The following is an 18,279-nucleotide window of genomic DNA, read 5'->3' on the forward strand; positions in this document are numbered from 1 at the left end:
AGAGAAGTTTCTAACCATGACTTTTTTAACAATATGACTAAAACAAATAAATCACAATTTTTCAACTAGTTAAATGGCGACATATTTCTAGAATAAACATAAACCTGCTTATCATTACGCATTAGTGCGCTTGTGAATTGTCTTTTCCGATTATTTAGCACAACCTCAATTTGTGCTTGAAAAAAACTCGACTTTACATCTAATAGGCTATTCACCTCAGTTCTATTTTGAGTATCAACTGTTGAAAAAGCATTCAGTTGCCATAATTCATCAACATTTTGAAAGAATTTTAAATTTTGTTGGCGCATCTGAAGTTCTTTTTCTATCGTCCCTAAATCTAATTTTTGATCCATACTTGCTAAAACTAATGCTGGGGCCGTATTAATATTCACTTTTGTATTTTCGGGCAACGCAGAAATATAAGGAGCAATTAAGTCATATTTCTTACCATCAAAACCTCTTACTAATTTTAACTCTTCAATACGATGAAATTTAGCATTTGAAGCTAAATAACTAGGATCAAGGCCTTCGTAATAACTACTTTCCGCCCCCATAGGCCCAGATGGTTCGTCATCTGGATCTTGCCAATCAATAACTGCTTGACTTAATTCTGCTGGCAAGCCTACACGTACAAGTAACCGCTCAAACCAATTTTTAGCAACTTTGTTTACATTACCTTCATTCGTCGTCAAATTGTTTAGGTTAAATTTGCCTGACTCATCTAGTAAACGTCCTGACACCAATCCATCTTCTATCGGAAAAGGTGGCATCGGCTGTGCCCATGTTTCTTTTAAATGATCAACGCCACCAGCATTATTTGCATCTTGAATTAATAATTCAGAAAAAAAGGCCTCTGCACTTTTTGCATAGAGTAATGACTGATTTTGACGCATTAAATAGCCAGTATTTTCCATTGTGTTGGTTTGATGCTTTGCAATAGAGGCAGCTAAAATTGTAGCCAAAGCAACCATAATTAGAATGGTTAGCAAAGCTACACCTTTCTGGCTTTTTTTATAATGCAACATTATCCCACTCCTTGCTTAGAGAGCGATAAATCACCTTGATTTAAACTATAGATCCACTCATAACTTACACCGGCAACTGTGAGTTGTATTTTTATTCCTTTCGGCAGCTTTCTAAATTCTTCAGGTTTTGTGGGATCAATATTAATTTCTGGCCACTTTGTCACTTCTTGTGGCGTGAGCACCATAATTTGAAATTGTTCGACTTGGCTCAACAGCGTACTAGATAAGGGTTGCTCTCTATTTGAAGTATTTAAATTGCTATATTTAAGACGATAAAGCTTTTTTTGTTCAGGATCATATCGATATTCAATACGCTCAAAAGGTGATAAACCTTGTTTTAATGGATCAGTAACACCAGCCTTACTAAAATGGAGAACTTGGTTATCAAGCTCTAATGCTGGATGAAGCTGTCCCCCTTGATTTGCCGATAAAGGTATAATTTGCAGTGTATCTCGCAAAACTTGTTGATACGCATCTTGTAATTCAAATAGCTGCACTTCATGTTGAGCATTACGATCACGAACTTTTAATAAATAATCAAAAATCTTCCAACCTAACAAAGAAAGAACAGCAAAAATTGCAATTGCGACTAATAGCTCAACTAAAGTAAATCCTGAGGCACGAGTTAATCGAGCACTGCTAGATCGTGCCGTAAGACGAGAAACTGTGTTTCGAGTGTGAGAGTCTTTAAAGCAACGCTTTGTCTGAGCGCAAGACGAAGAGCTTTGCTCGGAGTAACCCCTCATCATCTGCTCCGATCGTGTCACAAGACGTGAAACTGGACTTCTCGGGCGAAGATATTTATTTCTTATCATTATTTTGCTTTCATTGGATAATTAAAAAATACCAAATGGGTAATACCATTTTGAACTTTCCCTTTATCAGAATCATATAAGCTAATTTGCAAATCTACTTTCTGAACATTCGGGCTGACTGTAGATTCAGCAGATTTATCAATCTGCCAAGTCTCACCTTGAGAAGTAACTTGCTTACTTTGAGTACCTTGAAGCCATTCTTGATTTATCTCCATTAAGGCAACTTCATTCATTGCCACAAACTGAGCTTTTGTTCTAAGAATTGCATTTGAGGTAGATTGGGTATATTGCATGGCCACTTTAGTTAAGGCGACGGCAGCTACCGCAAAAATTGCTAAAGCTACCATTACTTCTAATAGAGTAAAGCCTTTAGATTTCATTTATTTTACCCAAATGATCAATTTGTATTTCTGAACCAATTGGTTTTTGTTCAAAGTAAAACTGTATTTTAACCGTTTTAGCTTCACCATTTCCAAACCAGATTAACTGCGGAGCCTGCCCACCCACTAAATCTGTATTCGTAGCTTTTGAATAGGTTTGACCATCTAAAGGTTGGACTGTAAACGATACATGTTTAGGCAATTGGCGCGTAGTAAATTCTGGATATTTTTGCCAACGGTTTTTTAAATCTTGGACCTGTAATTTACTCTGATCGTGGTATTCATACAGCTCATAGGAAAATGGAGAAACGTCAGTTTCACTTAAGGTAGATAAAGCTAAAACACGAGATTGATCAAGTGACTCTTTACCAATTTTATGTGCATCAAGCAAAAATAACTCTCTTGCTTGCATCGCTTTCTTTTGGTCAACCCCACCTATATTGAGCACAACAAGAGAGGTCATAATCGTCATAATAACAATCACCACCATCACTTCAATGAGGGTAAAACCTTTTTGTGATTTAGGCGGTGATTGAGCTTTCATATCAACCTATTAAGCATATTGTTCAACACTTTGTTTAGGTAAGGCTAATGCCTGATCAATATAAGCCACTCTTAAAGTGTCCCTTGAACCTAAATAGCGTTGATAAAAACTTGAGTTGAGAATAGCTGCTGCACCATGAGTTAACGACCAAATAGATGCCAGATAATCTCGAGTTGTCATATTGCTTTGAATTGATTCTAAATAGTGATCTGTCATTCGAATGATAATTCGTAATCGCTGTTTACGCACTTGATAAAGCTCATTAAAAAGGTGGTGCACCCCTTGAGCTGTAATCGAAAGTTTTTCCTCAATTTGATGAAATAAAACTGTCCGTTCAGGATGATGTAAATGATGCAGCATAAAAAAGGCTAAATGTTCTGGAAAGGCCTTTTCAGTATCTTGAACCATTTCGAGTAGCATACGTTCATTACGAATAATCAATAGCATGTACAATTCATCTTTACTTTGAAAGTGTTTGTACAAAGTTCCTTTTGCTAAATCAAGCTCAGCAGCCAAGACATCAAGTGTCATTCCAGCTTCGCCATTTTCTAGCAATAATTGCTCCGCAACCTGAAATATTAATACTTCTCTTGCTCGGAACTGAGCCTGACGATCCATCTTCACGCAATTACTCTCTTATATAGTTTCTATAACTTAAATCGCTTTTAGCAAGTTCTCAAAATTTTGTGAGGTGATCATTGCAATTTCCTCAACCGATTTATCATATACATCACTGAGCGCTTTGGCTACATAAGGCACATATTTTGGTTCATTTGTTTTACCGCGATATGGTACAGGTGCTAAATAAGGGCTATCTGTTTCAATTAAAAGTCGATCTAATGGAACTTGTTTAGCTACATCACGCAAGTCTTGTGCATTTTTAAATGACACAATACCTGAAAAAGAAATGTAATAACCACAATCCAGCACAGCCTTTGCTGTTTCCCAATCTTCGGTAAAACAATGCAAAATTCCATGCGTGGAGTTTTCAGCACGAATAATATCTACCGTATCATGCTTTGCTGAACGCGTATGGACGACGACTGGTTTTTTTACAATTTTCGAAGCTTGGATATGTCTGGCAAAACATGCCTTTTGCTCTTCAATAAAATCTGCACTGTGATAGTAGTCCAATCCAGTTTCACCCAGAGCCCATACTTTTTCTGATCGAGCTAACTCGATCAAATGTTCGGTCGTTGCACGTGCCATCGTATCCACATCCTCACAAGGATGCACCCCTACCGTATATCCAACATCTTCATGCCTCTTTGCAATTTCTGCTAATGCAATGTGGTCATCAAGATCAACGGATATTGCCATAAATTTAGACACGCCTTCTGCTCGCGCTGCTGCGAGTGCAAGGTCCAGATCACCGTTGTAGGGCGTTAAATCTAACATCGTTAAATGGCAATGCGTATCAACAAACACTTTTCTATCCTATTTGATTACATGGTATAACTTGGACGATCTAGAGACATACTACCAGCCAAAACTCTTTCTGCCTCAGCTTTATAGTAAATTCCTTTATCTCCACTTAATTGAATAGCAAAACCTTGAGGTTTAAATCCACTTTGCTTATGTGATATCCAAATCACTTTACCAGTGAGAGGAATTTTTTGAGATTGTTCAGGCAAAGTAGCTAAAATGAAAATTTCCTGTCCCATTTTTACTTTTTGTTTTGAGGGTACAAATAGACCTCCACCTTGTACATATCCCATATAACTTGCTTGCAAAGTAGCTCTATCAGGAATATTTACCTGAATAATACCCCCCATTTGTGGCTGCATAATCTTCCCCTTAAATATTCATTAACGTTATAAACAATTGATCTATAATAAGTTGACTTTGTACATTTTGCTCAACAAGCTTTTTTGCTTGTTGTATTTCACTATAAATATTAAATAAGCTTTCTAAGTCGTAATATGGACTTAATTGATCAAAATCTAAATCTGTATTTTTCTGTGGTTGATTTAGCTTGACACAAATCAAATCCCCCAACAAGTACTCAAAAAGTACGATAAAATCGCTAAAACTTAATTCTTTTTGCCATTTTCCTGAGAAAAATAAAGGCATATTTTTTTGAGCTACAATTTTTAGCCAATCATTTAAGAAAGTCTGTCGTTTAGCAAACCAATCACTTTTTGCAATTTCTATTGCTTGTAAAGGCATATCATTAGATAGGCCAAGTAATAAATCAGGTTGTACTTCTGCAATTTCAGATAAATGCTCATTCAAATATGAAGTAGCCTGCTCATATGAAATGCGATCTAAAGCAAAATGCTGCAATCGGCTACGAATAGTGGCTGGTAATTTAAGGTAGTGATCAGCCAATAAAATTAAAACAACACGCTCACCGGGCTCTTCTAAGGTTTTTAATAATGCATTTGAGGATGCCAAGTTAAGAGCTTCCGCAGGCTCAATAAGAATAACTCGCCAGCCCTCTCCAGTTTGCTGCACGAAAGGCAGTAAATCTCGAATCTTTTCGATTTTTATTTTTGCATTTTGCTTTTTATTTTCTTCATCTGTTGTGATATGAACATAATTTGGATGAGTGTCTGATTTTAACCATTGGCAACTACTACACTCACCACAAGCACCATGAGGCTGCTTATTGAGACAAAGCACCCACGCTAAAAAATGCTTAGCAAAAGCATGTTTCCCACAACCTTGCTTGCCATAAAATAATAGCCCATGTCCAATATTGGGAAACCTTGTTGTTAAGGTATCCCATGTTGTTTTCTGCCAAGGATAAACCTTTGAAGTTACATTCGGATTCATTAAAAATTAACGCTTATTCAAAAGATTCGACAGGCATATTATTTAAGCGATCAAGATCAGCTTGAGTGTCCACACCGGGTGGTAAATTTGCTTCGGCGACAGCAATCGCAATACGATGTCCATTTTCCAAAACACGTAATTGTTCAAGACTTTCTAATTTTTCAAGCTTACCCATATCCCAGGTCACATATTCTTGCAATAAGCTCACTCGATACGCATATAAACCTAAATGGCGAAATGCTTGTGTATGTAAAGTCGGCTCATCATGCTTAGCCCCATCCCGATCATAAGGAATGGTTGCCCGGCTAAAATATAAAGCTTCATTTTGTTTAGACATGACTACTTTTACAATGCTATCGCGCTGAAATTCATCCAAGGTATGAATAGGCTCGCACAACGTTGACATTGAACAATTTGGTTTATCAACCAAAAGTTTTGCAACTTGCTTAACAAGTTGGGCTGGTAATAAAGGTTCATCTCCCTGAACATTTACAATAATGTCATTAGCATCCCAACCTTTAATACGCGCAACTTCGCTTAATCGGTCTGTTCCTGATGGATGATCAGGACTCGTGAGCACAACATCCACACCATCTGCACGGCAAATCTCAGCAATACGCTCATCATCTGTTGCCACACATAGATCATCAAAACCTTCAACTTTTTTGGCTTGATCGACTACACGTAAAATCATAGGACGGTCATGAATAAGCAACAATGGTTTACCTGGCAAACGCGAACTTGAGAAGCGTGCTGGAATGACGATGTGTTTCATTTTTTCTTCCTAAGATAATTGGATATCAAGTTGTTGCAGTTGCTGCTTTAAAACCTGATAACACTCTACAGACAGGATAGCTTTAACAGGAACAACCCAAATAGGCTGTTTAAATTCCGGATTTTTTTCAAGCAATGGTAATAATTTAACTGCATCTTTTTCAGTTGTAATAAGTGGCAGTTCATCATTAAAAATTAAATCATTGATTGAGTAATCATGATGATCACGAAATGCATGTTCTTGAAATTGTTTTAGGCCTAAATCTTTAAGTGTTTGATAAAAACGCTGTGGAAAACCAATACCCACTACAGCATGATAATTACTTTGAGGATTAAAATCGTGTTCGGCCATTGATGAAGGATTGAGTAAATATGGCTGTCCAGTCTCAAGATGCATATTTAACTCTGTAGCAGGTTTATACGCATGTTCAATGACTGTTCCAGTTTCTAAACGCTCAACTGGCTCCCTTAGATAGCCTTCAGGTAATAGTTTTTGATTTCCTAAGCCACGATTTTGGTCGAGTACAATCCACTCGATTTGTCGTCCTAATGCCCAATGCTGCAAACCATCATCACTAATAATTAAATCTAGTTGTGTTGATGCTAGTAAAAGTTCTATTGCAGCCTGCCTATTAGGGCCCACTGCCATTGGTACGCTTGTCGATTGAACAATTAATGCAGGCTCATCTCCAACCCAAGTTGCTTGAACGCCCGAAGTAACCAACATTGGAAAAGGACCTGTGCCACCATATCCACGGCTAATTACACCAACTTTGACATTATGCTGTTGTAAATAATTCACCAGTTGTATTAATAATGGAGTTTTTCCACTTCCACCCACGGTAATATTTCCAATTACCATAACAGGTACAGGAGCTTTATAGACTTTTTTTAAACCCGCAGTATAAAAATTACGATTTAATAGAAACCCAGCACGATACAAACAAGATAATGGACGTAAAGCAATCAACCAACTCGATTGCTTATTCCATGCATTCTGGATCAGCTGGGCCAATGACATGCTTAGTTATCCTCAAAATTACGCTGATGTAATTGATAATAAGCACCATGTTTTTCAAGAAGCTCTTTATGAGTACCTTGCTCAACAATTTTCCCTTGATCCATCACTACAATACAATCAGCATTTTCAATTGTTGATAAACGGTGTGCAATAACGATCGTTGTACGGTCTTGCATCGCTTCATCAAATGCTTGCTGAATAAAATGTTCAGATTCATTATCGAGAGCACTTGTTGCTTCATCTAAAATTAGAATTGGAGCATTCTTTAAAATTGCTCGAGCAATTGCAATTCGCTGACGCTGACCACCTGATAGGTTTAGACCTTGCGCACCCAAAACAGTGTCATAACCGTTTGGTAAATTCATAATGAAATCATGTGCATATGCTGCTTTTGCCGCTGCATAGATTTTTTCATCTGATGCACCTTCCAACTGACCATATGCGATGTTTTCACGAATAGTGCGGTTAAACAATATAACTTGTTGATTTACCATTGCAATTTGCGTGCGCAGACTAGAAAGCTCAATATCATTAATTGGCAAATCATCTAAATAAATTTGTCCACTTGATACTTCTTGAAAACGTACCAACATATTAACTAATGAACTTTTACCCGCCCCTGAACGACCAACCAATGCCACAGTTTGACCTGGACGAATATCCAAAGAAAAATCTTTAATAGCTGATATGCCATCAGCATAATTTAATGTCACATGATCAAAACGGATTGCGCCATTTAATTTAGGCTTCAATTGGCCATTGTTTTGCTCTTCAGGTAAATCTAGTAATTCAAAAACAGAATGAGCTGCTGCTAAACCACGTTGTAACTTTTCATTGACATCAGTCAAGCTTTTAACTGGTTTTGCTAACAGACCAGCTGCTGTAAGGTAGGCTACAAATTCACCAGCACTTGTAGTGCCTAAAATCTGAGGTCGTAAAGCTAACCATACGATAAGAGCCATAGCACAAGCCATTACCACCTGAACAACTGGACTATTCAGGTTTTGTACAATCACCATTTTTAAACCACGTTTTAAGTTCTCTTCCGATGACTTATAGAAACGTTTTTGTTCAGATTCTTCACCAGCAAAAGTCTTTACTACAGCATTACCATTAATACTTTCTTGGACAACATGGTTCACATCGCCCATCGTATCTTGAACTTGTAACGAAAGCTTTCGCATACGTTTCGAAGCTTTACGCACCAATACACCAATCACTGGTAAAAACACAAAAACGCATAAGGTAAGACGCCAATTGGTATAGAACAGATAGCCTAATAGTCCAAGAGTAATCATCCCATCCCTAACAATGGTTCTTAATGATTCCGAAGATGCAGCTGTTAGCTGTTCAACGTTATACATAATTTTGGCAGTAATATGACCAGATGAATTATCTAAGTAATATTGTGCTGGGAGCTTTAAAAGTTTCGCATAAACTTCCTGACGAATACTAAAAACTAAACTACGTGAAATCACCGCTGTATAGTAGCCGCCCATAAATAGACCTAAGCCACGGAAGAATACTAATAAAATAATTAATAACGGGAACCAATCCAAATCGGCTCTGCTGCTGTTTTGGATTGCATCAATAATAAATTTAATCAATTTAGCAACGGAAACTTCTGTTGCTGAGTTAATACCGAACCCGATAAGTACTAATAAGGCCGCGCCCCAATAAGGTTTTAAATAGGCTATGAGACGCTTATAAACCTTAAAATCTTGATTCACTCAGAAAAACCTCTAGAAGGAACTTTGGTACTAATATTGATGTTAACAAAACCGAGCTGTCCTGCTACATCCATAACGCGAATGACATCCTGATGAGATGCTTTGGCATCCGCAGCAATGATGAACATAAAATCACGGTGCTCTTGAGCAACTTGCTTAATTGCAGTACTCAGATCAGCAACCTCTTTAGACGAAAGTGCTTGACCATTCACAGCATAATGACCAGCAGAGTCTACCACGACTTCAATTTTATGATCGTACTGTTTTGGTGGAACACCTTGTGCATCTGGTAATGTTAAATTGATGCGACTTGGCTGATTAAAAGTGGTAGACAGTAATAAAAAAACCATAATGAACAACAAACAATCAATCATAGGCGTTAAATTGATATGAATGTCTTCAACTTGAGAACGTTTAAACTTCATTTGGCGTCCACCTCTTAACCAACACGGCGGTGTTCAGCTACCGACGAAGAACGCTTATAGAACAATGAAGCATGAAACAAAGTCGATTGCTGTTCCAATTCAGCAATATAATCTTGCACCACTCTTTGAAAATAGCGATAAGCAATTAAAGCAGGAATTGCAATTAACATTCCCACAGCTGTGGTAATTAATGCCTTTGAGATACCAGGAATCATTAAACTTGGACTACCAGCCGATCCAAAATCAATCACAAGAAATGATTCAATAATTCCCACTACAGTGCCAAGCAATCCGAGTAACGGCGCTACAGCACTTAAAGTGCCCAAAAAATTAATATTTTTTTCTAAATAAGAAATTTCTTGAGAAGCTGCCACTTCCATTTGCGCACGAGCAAATTGCTCACCATGCTCGCGATGCTCAAAACCTGCTTTTAAAATATGTCCCAATGCACTACTTTGCACTTCTACATTTTGTTCTAAACTTTCCACGATATCTTCAGCTCTTAAAGAGCTCTTACCACTTAATGCTTCGGGTAGAACTTGTGAACGTCTTAACCGAACAAAACGTTCAGTACTGATCGCAACAGTTAAAATCGAGCATAGAATTAAAGGCAGCATCAACCAGCCACCCGCTCTCACAAGTTCCCACATATTTTCTTCCCCAAGAATATAAAATTAGAAATACATGACCCAACTGCAAATTATTCTGGCAAACAAATATTTAAAATGCCATCTAACTCATCCAAGGTATGATAATGAATAACAAGCTTACCCTTACCTTTTTGGTTATGATCAATTTTTACATTAGCGCCAAAATGCTCTGATAGTTTTTGTGTCAATTGCTCAATATCTGGCGCTACAGGTGCTTTTTCCTTTTCCTGTTTAGGCTCACTTCTATCACGCACCAATTGCTCTGTTTGACGAACGGACAATCCTTTCTCGATTACAATTTTAGCAACTTCTAATTGATCTTTACCTTTCAAAGTCAAAATTGCTCGAGCATGCCCCATATCAAGCTGGCCTTGCTGCATGAAATCTTTAATGTCATCAGCTAAACTCAATAACCGTAATAGATTACTGACAGTAGTACGTGCTTTACCAACCGTGTCGGCAATTTCCTGATGACTTAGACCAAATTCATCATGAAAGCGCTGTAAAGCTATTGCTTGATCAATCGGATTTAAATCTTGACGCTGAATGTTTTCAATTAACGCTAATGCAATTGCAACCTGATCATTTAAATCACGAACAATTGCTGGAATTTCAGTTAAACCCGCAATTTGCGCTGCGCGCCAACGACGTTCACCCGCAATGATTTCAAATGGATGAGCTTCATCATCAACTGGACGGATAACAATAGGCTGCATCACCCCATGTTTTTCAATAGAAGATGCCAACTCTTGTAAATCATGCTCATGAATAAAACGACGTGGTTGATATTCACCACGTTTCAGCAAATTCACATCAACTTGCTTTAACTGTCCGTGGTCTAACGCCTGCGCTTCAAGTTGTAATTTTTCTTTTTGAATTGAACCAAGTAATGCATCTAAACCACGTCCTTTAGCCAACCCGCGTTTTTTGATGCTCATACTTTACTTCCTTTCTTCACTTTACTTCTCTTTAACATCTCAGCTGCAAGATTTAAGTATGCAACTGCACCTTTAGAACTTTTTTCGAAATAGATAACAGGCAACCCGTGTGCTGGTGCTTCTGCTAAACGAACATTTCGTGGAACCACAGTATCATAAAGTTTTTTGCCGAAATATTGCTCTAACTCTGCAGATACATCACGCGTTAAAGCATTTCGTGCATCATACATCGTACGCAATACACCAATAATTTCTAAATCGGGATTGAGTGCTTTTTGAATACGATCAATAGTCTGAGTTAAATCAGCTAAACCCTCTAGCGCATAATATTCGCATTGCATTGGAATAATTACACTATCTACAGCAGCCAAAGCATTGACAGTAATTAAGCTCAAGCTTGGAGCACAATCCACAATGATATAGTCAAATGAGTTTCTGATTTCATTCAAAGCATTCTTTAGAATGAATTCACGACCTTCCTGCTCTGCAATAGCGAGCTCTACACCTGAAAGCTCACGATTAGAGCCTAGAACTTTATATCCAACTTCTGCTTTTTGAATGGCTGTTTCAATTGGAACTTCACCAAGAAGAACATCTGTAATTGAATACAAAAGCTCATTCTTTTGAATACCAGACCCCATCGTAGCATTACCTTGTGAGTCCATATCTACAAGTAATACACGTTTCTTTAATACAGCTAGAGACGCTGCAAGATTTACTGCAGTCGTTGTTTTACCAACACCACCCTTTTGGTTTGCAATCGCAATAATTTGAGCCATGGTAACCTTAATACTTTTTATTTAGATACGTTGAAGTAAAAGTAAATGACGTTGTTCATCAAGTCTTGGTACGCGCAGTTCAATCACTTTACATGAAAAGTCCTGCTTGAGCTGCTCAATTTCGTCAACTGGCACTACACCTTTCATCGCTGCAATTATACTGCTCTGATGAAGGTATGGCTGAGCCGCATCTACAAAGTCCGTTAAAGAAGCAAAAGCTCGACTTGTTATGACGTCAAACTGGCCAAGCTCATCAATTGTATCTTGATTCTCAACACGTGTTTGTACTGCCACAACGTTACTCAATTTAAGATCAGCAATAAATTGCTTCAAAAAACGAATTTTTTTACCATTAGAATCTAAAAGAACACATTGGCGTTGAGGCTGACAAAGAGCAATTATCATGCCAGGCATACCACCACCTGTACCCACATCAAGCAGTCTACCTTCAGGTAAGTCATTTAAAATACTTAGACTATCCAACAAATGCTTCACTAACATTTCTTTCGGATCACGAATTGCTGTCAGATTATATGCTTTATTCCAAAGTACCAAAGCATCTTGATACTTTAACAATAATGCCAAAGCTTCATCGCTAAGCGATAAACCTAATTTTTGACTACCCTGTTGTAACTCTTGAAAAAACGGATGCATAAACAGATAACATCTAAGTAAAATTTAAAACAAAGTATACCCATTTATGCATCGTGGAACACTAGTTAACGATTAGGGATTACACACTTAATCGTAGAAGCCTTCACGAATTTGCAAATCTAGCTCCATTAAACGCTCAGGCGTTCCCACATCTACCCATGCACCTTTAAGCTTTTCACCAGATATTTTTTGATTGTGCATTGCTTGTTTCAACAGTGGAGCTAAAGGACGTTTACCAGCTTCCAATCCATCAAAAAGCTTAGGATGGATAACAGACACACCACTAAAAGTAAGGTTCTCACCCGTCACATCTTGATCAAATGTAAAAACGCTTCCATCCAATAATGTAAAGTCACCTTCAGGGTGCTGTTTAGGATTATCAACCAACACAAGATGTGCTAAATCATCATTTAGCTGAATATGGCGTAGACCTTCAAAATCCATTGTCGTCCACACATCCCCATTCACTAGAATAAATGGATCTGTTCCAAGTAGTGGCAAAGCGTTAATAATTCCACCAGCTGTTTCCAGCCCTTCATCCTCTCGTGTCCAACGGATATCCACACCAAATTGAGAACCGTCGCCTAAGCTACTGATGAGTTTATCGGCCAACCATGCAGAATTGATGATGATTTTGGTCACACCAATTTTCTTAAGTTTTTCAATATGCCATACAATAAGCGGCTTACCGCCTACCTCGAGCAAAGGCTTGGGTGTATATAGCGTGAGTGGACGCATCCGATTGCCCAAGCCAGCAGCAAGAATCATTGCCTTCATTATGCTACTACCTCGTAGTTACCATATTTCTCGATGAACTTCGGCATAACTATGTCATTTATGAATAACATAAACTCATCAAGTTCAGCATAACCACGACTTTCTTCAAGTAAATACCACATGACACGTGGTAAATCTTTTAAATAACCTGATTTACCATCGCGCTCAAACAGACGCACAAAAATGCCCAGAATTTTAATATGGCGCTGAATAGCCATTAAATCTGCATCACGCTTGAACTGTTCAAAACTACGGTTTTGTTTGGCAGACTCGGGCAATAAGTCATAAAAGACTCTAAACCATTGGTAAACATGCTCTGCATTCCATTGAACATAAGCATCGCGAGTAATCGAAATTAGGTCATAAGTATCTGCACCAATGACAGCATCCTGAAAATCAATTACCCCTAACTCTTGTTCATTTTCAATCTTCATCAGATTACGACTGTGAAAATCACGATGTACAATCACTTGCGGCTGAGCCAGTGCGGTTTTTGCTAACAAATCGAAAGCATCATCAATCACCTGTTGTTGCTTCGCATCCGGAATAATCTGCAAAGATGGCAGCATCCAGTCAGTCAACAGCTTCATTTCAGTTAACAGTTTCTCATATGAGTATGCAGGAAACTGCTCCTGACCATTCACAGACTGCAAATGAATCAGCTGTTTAAAGCTTTGCTCATAATATTTATCGACTGTTTCATCATTTAATAATGTCGACAACAGCACATCACCAAAGTCTTCCAATAACAGAAAACCCTGAGCTAAATCTTTCGCGACGATCTGCGGTACGCGTACGCCATGGCCTGCAAAAAATTCGTCAATGGTCACAAACGGAACACAGTCTTCTTTTTCTGGAGGGGCATCCATGAGCATATACGTTTTATTTTGTAACTGGATACGCGCATAACGGCGGAAGCTTGCATCACCTGCTAAAAAAGCGATCTTAAATTGATCATTTTCAAGAACAGATGTAAGCCATGTATATATCAATTGTTCACGTTGTGTATTCATTTGCAATAAAATCTAAAACAAGCTGAGATTTTTGAAGGGTTAAGTGTAGCCACTTATAAACTTTTTCTCTATCATGCGACAATAATTAATTGTGAATTAGCATACTTGGTTAATGAGACAATGAAGCATCAGTTTAAATTTAATCCTTTAGCGACAGCTATTTTTACGCTCTTATGTGGCTCCATACAATCAAGTTATGCTGAGTCAGCTGATGTTGTCTCCAATATAGACAATAATCAACTTAAAGCGAGCATCAAAGAAGCCTACCCAGGTCAAGAGTTCTTTCAACAGTATTATGTTGATAAATCTGCACCTGAGGCACAGCTTCGTGACAATAAATATTTAAGCTCGGCATTTTGCCAGGGTACATGGGTTACACCGATTAACCCACAGACCAAAGCCCTAGATGCAGATAAGACGACTTCTGTCGTTACAGCTAATTATGGACATTATAATCCCGCCGGTGACTCTGTTTTAGAAGGCGACGTCGTTATTGATCAGGAAGGACGCACAGTTCGCGCTGATAAGGTTACGATTGATAAGACCCAAACCTTTGCACACGCCCAAGGCCGAGTACAACTCGCTCAAGGTGGGTTACTTTCACAGAGTGATGAAATTAATTACAACCTAAAAAACCAGACTGGTAATTTAGAAAATAGTTTTTATATTTCAGAACAACAACATGCCCATGGTCATGCAGGAAAAATCGAAAGAACATCGCCAAATGTGATGGTTCTTAACGATGCCACCTATACGACTTGCCCACCAGGTCAAAAACCAGGTTGGAAAATTCAGGCAAATAAAATTGAGTTAAACCAGGAAACTGGACGTGGTACAACCCACGGAACAAAACTATATGTTAAAGATGTTCCAGTTCTAGCAATTCCTTACTTTAACTTCCCTATTGATGATCGCCGAACTACAGGTATTCTCAATCCACAGTTTGGTTTCTCAAACGATGGTGGTGTTGAGCTTTCTGTTCCAGTTTATTTAAACCTTGCACCTAACTATGATCTGACACTTACTCCGCGTTATTTAGCAGACCGCGGTGCAATGTTAAAAGGTGACTTTAGATATTTAACCGATGGTTTTGGTGCTGGTGAAATGTGGGGTGGCATGTTGCCATCTGACAAAGAATATGATGATAAAGATCGTAAAGATTTCCATTTTTTACATAACTGGGATATCAACGATCAATGGTCGACTAATCTAGAGTACAACTATGCTTCAGATAAAGACTATTTCTCAGATTTAGATAGTAGCCCCAACTCTAAAACAGACCTAAACTTACGTAGAGCATGGGAACTCAACTACCAACACGGTATTCCGGGTTTAAAAGCTCAGCTTAAAGTTGAAGACTTCCAGACACTTGACCCTGACATTGCCGATGTTGATAAGCCTTATGCACGCTTGCCACAATTCTTATTGAATTATGTGACGGGTAATCCGTTAGGCTTACAATACGAATTCAATAACGATACTGCATACTTCAAGAAATCAATTACTGATGATTCTGCTCAGGAAAGTAGTGGTACACGTATCTACAACCAGTTTGCAACGCGTTACAACTACCGCACACCAGCAGCATTTGTAATTCCTGAGGTTTCCGTACGTTCTATTCAAACATTCTATGATAAGGACAGTATCGCATCTCAAAATCTTGATGGTGGTTCTGAAAATAAATCAGTCGTTGTACCTCAATTTACATTGGACACTGGACTGAATTTTGAACGTGAAGGCAAGTATTTACAAACGCTTACCCCTCGCGCATTTTATGCCTATGCCCCATACAAAGACCAAAGCAGCTATCCAAACTTTGACTCAACTTCAGCATCAGTAAGCTACGATCAATTATTTAACCCTTACCGTTTCTATGGACATGACCGTCTTGAAGACAACAACTTTCTATCACTTGGCGTAAGTTATAGTCTTTTTGACACAGTAGGCTTAGAGCGTTTACGTGCGAGTGTTGGTCAAAGTTATTATTTTGAAGATCGCCGTGTGACATTAAGGCAACAAGACGAGATTGATACCGAACGCAATACGGGTCCAGTTGTAAGTTTAACAAGCCAGTTAAACCAAAACTTCACAATCGCAGCCAATTCAGCATGGATGTCTAATGGTGATAACGCTCAGCGTGATTTCCAAGTTTATTATACTGGAGATAAAGGAAATCTTTATAACTTAGGCTATTTCTATCGTAAAGATATTGCAGGTCGCCAAGATACTTACGATCAGGTTGTTGCATCGTTTATACAACCAGTTAAAGACAATTGGCGTATTATGGGCCACGTACAATATGACATGGACAATGATGTTGCCCGCGAGATCTTATTAGGGGTTAACTATGAGTCATGTTGCTGGGGCATTTCTGTCTATGGTCGCTCATACTATAACGATCTAGATGATCCAAAATCTCCAGATGTTAGTGAAAAACGTGCCATTATGGCCGAAATTACACTAAAAGGTTTAGGTGGTTTAAACAATAAACTCGCGTCTTTACTTGAAAATCGCGTTTTAGGTTTTAACAAAATTAATCAATCTTGGACACAACGTTAATGAAGACAAAGCATCTTAAACAGTTTTTTAAAGCAACTACCCTTGCTGCCCTAATCTCTTCATCAATGCATAGTTTTGCCCAACCCGCTGATGAAGTTGTGGCAATTGTGGACAATAGCGTAATTTTAAAAAGCGATCTTCAACAAGGGATGGCGGAAGCCGCTCACGAACTACAAGCACAAAAAAAAGAGGTCCCACCTCAGCAATATCTACAATTTCAGGTGTTAGATCAGTTAATCTTGCGTCAGGCGCAACTTGAACAAGTTAAAAAATATGGCATTAAACCTGATGAAAAAAGCTTAAATGAAGCTGTATTAAAAGTAGCAAGTCAATCTGGAACTAAAAGTTTAGAAGCTTTCCAGCAAAAGTTAGATGCTATGGCACCAGGAACTTATGAAAGTTTACGTGGTCGAATCGCTGAGGATTTAGCGATTAGTCGTTTACGCCAACAACAAGTTATGTCTCGTATTAAAATTAGTGATCAAGATGTAGAAAACTTTTTGAAATCACCTCAGGGACAGGCTGCTCTAGGAAACCAAGCACATGTAATTCATATGCGTATTACTGGTGATAATCCGCAGGAAGTTCAATCTGTAGCTCAAGAAGTACGCTCAAAGCTTGCGCAAAGTAATGATATAAACGCATTGAAAAAACTTTCAACTGCAAATGCAAAAGTTGATGGCGCTGACATGGGATTCCGCCCACTTTCAGACATTCCCGCTGAACTTGCAGCACGTATTACCCCATTACAAGAAGGTCAAACAACTGACTTAATCTCAGTACGTGATGGTGTACATGTTTTAAAGCTTATTGAACGTAAACAAAATGAGCAAAAAGCACTAGTACCTCAATATCAAACTCGCCATATTCTTATTCAACCGTCTGAAGTGGTTAGCCTTGATAATGCCAAGCAAATTATTGATAGCATCTATAAACGCTTAAAAGGTGGTGATGATTTTGCAACTCTTGCAGCGACCTATTCAAATGATACAGGTTCAGCACGTGATGGCGGCAGCTTAGGTTGGGTAACGCCGGGCATGATGGTGCCTGAATTTGACAAAAAAATGCAGGAAATTCCTGTAGGTGAAATCAGCGAACCATTCCAAACTCAATTTGGCTGGCATATCTTACAAGTAACTGAAAAACGTGAAAAAGATATGACTCATGAATATCAAGAGCGTATGGCACGTCAAATTTTAGGTGAACGTCAATTTAACACTGAAATCGACAGCTGGCTACGTGAAGTACGTGCGAATGCTTATGTAGAAATCAAAGACCCAAGCCTAGACAAGAAGAACTTACAAAAGTAAGTCTTTTTCTCTTCATTAAAACCTGTGTTCATCACAGGTTTTTTTATGAATAAAATTTACATAATAAAAAAACCGGCTATATAAAATAACCGGTTTTTTAAATTACA

20 protein-coding genes are annotated in these 18,279 nt (G+C 38.3%); 2 read left to right on the forward strand and 18 right to left on the reverse strand.

Going from position 1 to position 18,279, the window contains the following annotated elements; genetic code table 11:
• Window positions 1-65: 65 nt before the first annotated feature.
• The 18 genes from gspK to FY048_RS06320 all read right to left on the reverse strand — a co-directional run bounded on the left by gspK (window position 66) and on the right by FY048_RS06320 (window position 14,303).
• Window positions 66-1,025, reverse strand: coding sequence for a type II secretion system minor pseudopilin GspK (gspK, locus tag FY048_RS06235; protein ID WP_446090544.1), 960 nt, complete (start codon window positions 1,023-1,025; stop codon window positions 66-68).
• Window positions 1,025-1,840 carry a type II secretion system minor pseudopilin GspJ gene (gspJ, locus tag FY048_RS06240; RefSeq protein ID WP_446090545.1) on the reverse strand — a complete coding sequence of 272 codons (816 nt, stop codon included), beginning with the start codon at window positions 1,838-1,840 and terminating at the stop codon, window positions 1,025-1,027. Before gspJ ends, gspK begins: the two co-directional genes overlap by 1 nt.
• A complete protein-coding gene (gene gspI / locus FY048_RS06245) occupies window positions 1,840-2,220 on the reverse strand; it encodes a type II secretion system minor pseudopilin GspI (RefSeq protein ID WP_004792732.1) in 381 nt (126 codons plus the stop codon). The genes gspJ and gspI overlap by 1 nt, the downstream gene beginning before the upstream one ends.
• A complete protein-coding gene (locus tag FY048_RS06250) occupies window positions 2,210-2,764 on the reverse strand; it encodes a type II secretion system protein (protein WP_446090546.1) in 555 nt (184 codons plus the stop codon). The genes gspI and FY048_RS06250 overlap by 11 nt, the downstream gene beginning before the upstream one ends.
• A gap of 9 nt (window positions 2,765-2,773) precedes the next feature.
• Window positions 2,774-3,382 (reverse strand): TetR/AcrR family transcriptional regulator, encoded by a 609-nt coding sequence (locus FY048_RS06255; RefSeq protein ID WP_016138305.1) that lies wholly within the window; start codon window positions 3,380-3,382, stop codon window positions 2,774-2,776.
• A gap of 36 nt (window positions 3,383-3,418) precedes the next feature.
• Window positions 3,419-4,192, reverse strand: coding sequence for a TatD family hydrolase (locus FY048_RS06260; RefSeq protein WP_016138306.1), 774 nt, complete (start codon window positions 4,190-4,192; stop codon window positions 3,419-3,421).
• A gap of 17 nt (window positions 4,193-4,209) precedes the next feature.
• Window positions 4,210-4,551, reverse strand: coding sequence for a PilZ domain-containing protein (locus FY048_RS06265; RefSeq protein WP_003651467.1), 342 nt, complete (start codon window positions 4,549-4,551; stop codon window positions 4,210-4,212).
• 10 nt (window positions 4,552-4,561) lie between these two features.
• Window positions 4,562-5,542 carry a DNA polymerase III subunit delta' gene (locus FY048_RS06270; RefSeq protein WP_446090547.1) on the reverse strand — a complete coding sequence of 327 codons (981 nt, stop codon included), beginning with the start codon at window positions 5,540-5,542 and terminating at the stop codon, window positions 4,562-4,564.
• A gap of 13 nt (window positions 5,543-5,555) precedes the next feature.
• A complete protein-coding gene (kdsB, locus tag FY048_RS06275) occupies window positions 5,556-6,317 on the reverse strand; it encodes a 3-deoxy-manno-octulosonate cytidylyltransferase (RefSeq protein ID WP_446090548.1) in 762 nt (253 codons plus the stop codon).
• A 9-nt stretch (window positions 6,318-6,326) separates the two neighbouring features.
• Window positions 6,327-7,337 carry a tetraacyldisaccharide 4'-kinase gene (gene lpxK / locus FY048_RS06280; protein ID WP_446090549.1) on the reverse strand — a complete coding sequence of 337 codons (1,011 nt, stop codon included), beginning with the start codon at window positions 7,335-7,337 and terminating at the stop codon, window positions 6,327-6,329.
• A 2-nt stretch (window positions 7,338-7,339) separates the two neighbouring features.
• Window positions 7,340-9,067 carry a lipid A export permease/ATP-binding protein MsbA gene (msbA, locus tag FY048_RS06285; protein ID WP_016138310.1) on the reverse strand — a complete coding sequence of 576 codons (1,728 nt, stop codon included), beginning with the start codon at window positions 9,065-9,067 and terminating at the stop codon, window positions 7,340-7,342.
• On the reverse strand, window positions 9,064-9,492 hold the full coding sequence (locus tag FY048_RS06290) for an ExbD/TolR family protein (protein WP_016138311.1): 429 nt from the start codon (window positions 9,490-9,492) through the stop codon (window positions 9,064-9,066). The genes msbA and FY048_RS06290 overlap by 4 nt, the downstream gene beginning before the upstream one ends.
• Before the next feature lie 14 nt (window positions 9,493-9,506).
• On the reverse strand, window positions 9,507-10,142 hold the full coding sequence (locus tag FY048_RS06295) for a MotA/TolQ/ExbB proton channel family protein (protein WP_446090550.1): 636 nt from the start codon (window positions 10,140-10,142) through the stop codon (window positions 9,507-9,509).
• Window positions 10,143-10,192: 50 nt separating this feature from the next.
• Complete coding sequence (locus FY048_RS06300) at window positions 10,193-11,080, reverse strand: ParB/RepB/Spo0J family partition protein (RefSeq protein ID WP_446090551.1); 888 nt, start codon at window positions 11,078-11,080, stop codon at window positions 10,193-10,195.
• On the reverse strand, window positions 11,077-11,859 hold the full coding sequence (locus tag FY048_RS06305) for a ParA family protein (RefSeq protein ID WP_336166270.1): 783 nt from the start codon (window positions 11,857-11,859) through the stop codon (window positions 11,077-11,079). The genes FY048_RS06300 and FY048_RS06305 overlap by 4 nt, the downstream gene beginning before the upstream one ends.
• Before the next feature lie 21 nt (window positions 11,860-11,880).
• Window positions 11,881-12,513, reverse strand: coding sequence for a 16S rRNA (guanine(527)-N(7))-methyltransferase RsmG (rsmG, locus tag FY048_RS06310; protein WP_005041118.1), 633 nt, complete (start codon window positions 12,511-12,513; stop codon window positions 11,881-11,883).
• Window positions 12,514-12,600: 87 nt separating this feature from the next.
• On the reverse strand, window positions 12,601-13,290 hold the full coding sequence (gene murU, locus FY048_RS06315) for an N-acetylmuramate alpha-1-phosphate uridylyltransferase MurU (RefSeq protein WP_446090552.1): 690 nt from the start codon (window positions 13,288-13,290) through the stop codon (window positions 12,601-12,603).
• Window positions 13,290-14,303: an aminoglycoside phosphotransferase family protein gene (locus FY048_RS06320; RefSeq protein WP_446090553.1), complete on the reverse strand. Its 1,014-nt coding sequence runs from the start codon at window positions 14,301-14,303 to the stop codon at window positions 13,290-13,292. Before FY048_RS06320 ends, murU begins: the two co-directional genes overlap by 1 nt.
• Window positions 14,304-14,423: 120 nt before the next feature.
• Here FY048_RS06320 and FY048_RS06325 point away from each other — a divergent pair, with 120 nt between their 5' ends.
• Entirely contained in the window at window positions 14,424-16,862 is a 2,439-nt protein-coding gene (locus FY048_RS06325) for an LPS-assembly protein LptD (RefSeq protein ID WP_016138318.1), read from the forward strand.
• Window positions 16,862-18,172: a peptidylprolyl isomerase gene (locus FY048_RS06330; protein WP_446090554.1), complete on the forward strand. Its 1,311-nt coding sequence runs from the start codon at window positions 16,862-16,864 to the stop codon at window positions 18,170-18,172. The genes FY048_RS06325 and FY048_RS06330 overlap by 1 nt, the downstream gene beginning before the upstream one ends.
• Window positions 18,173-18,279: the final 107 nt, after the last annotated feature.

The organism is Acinetobacter sp. 1124_18A (assembly GCF_052824995.1).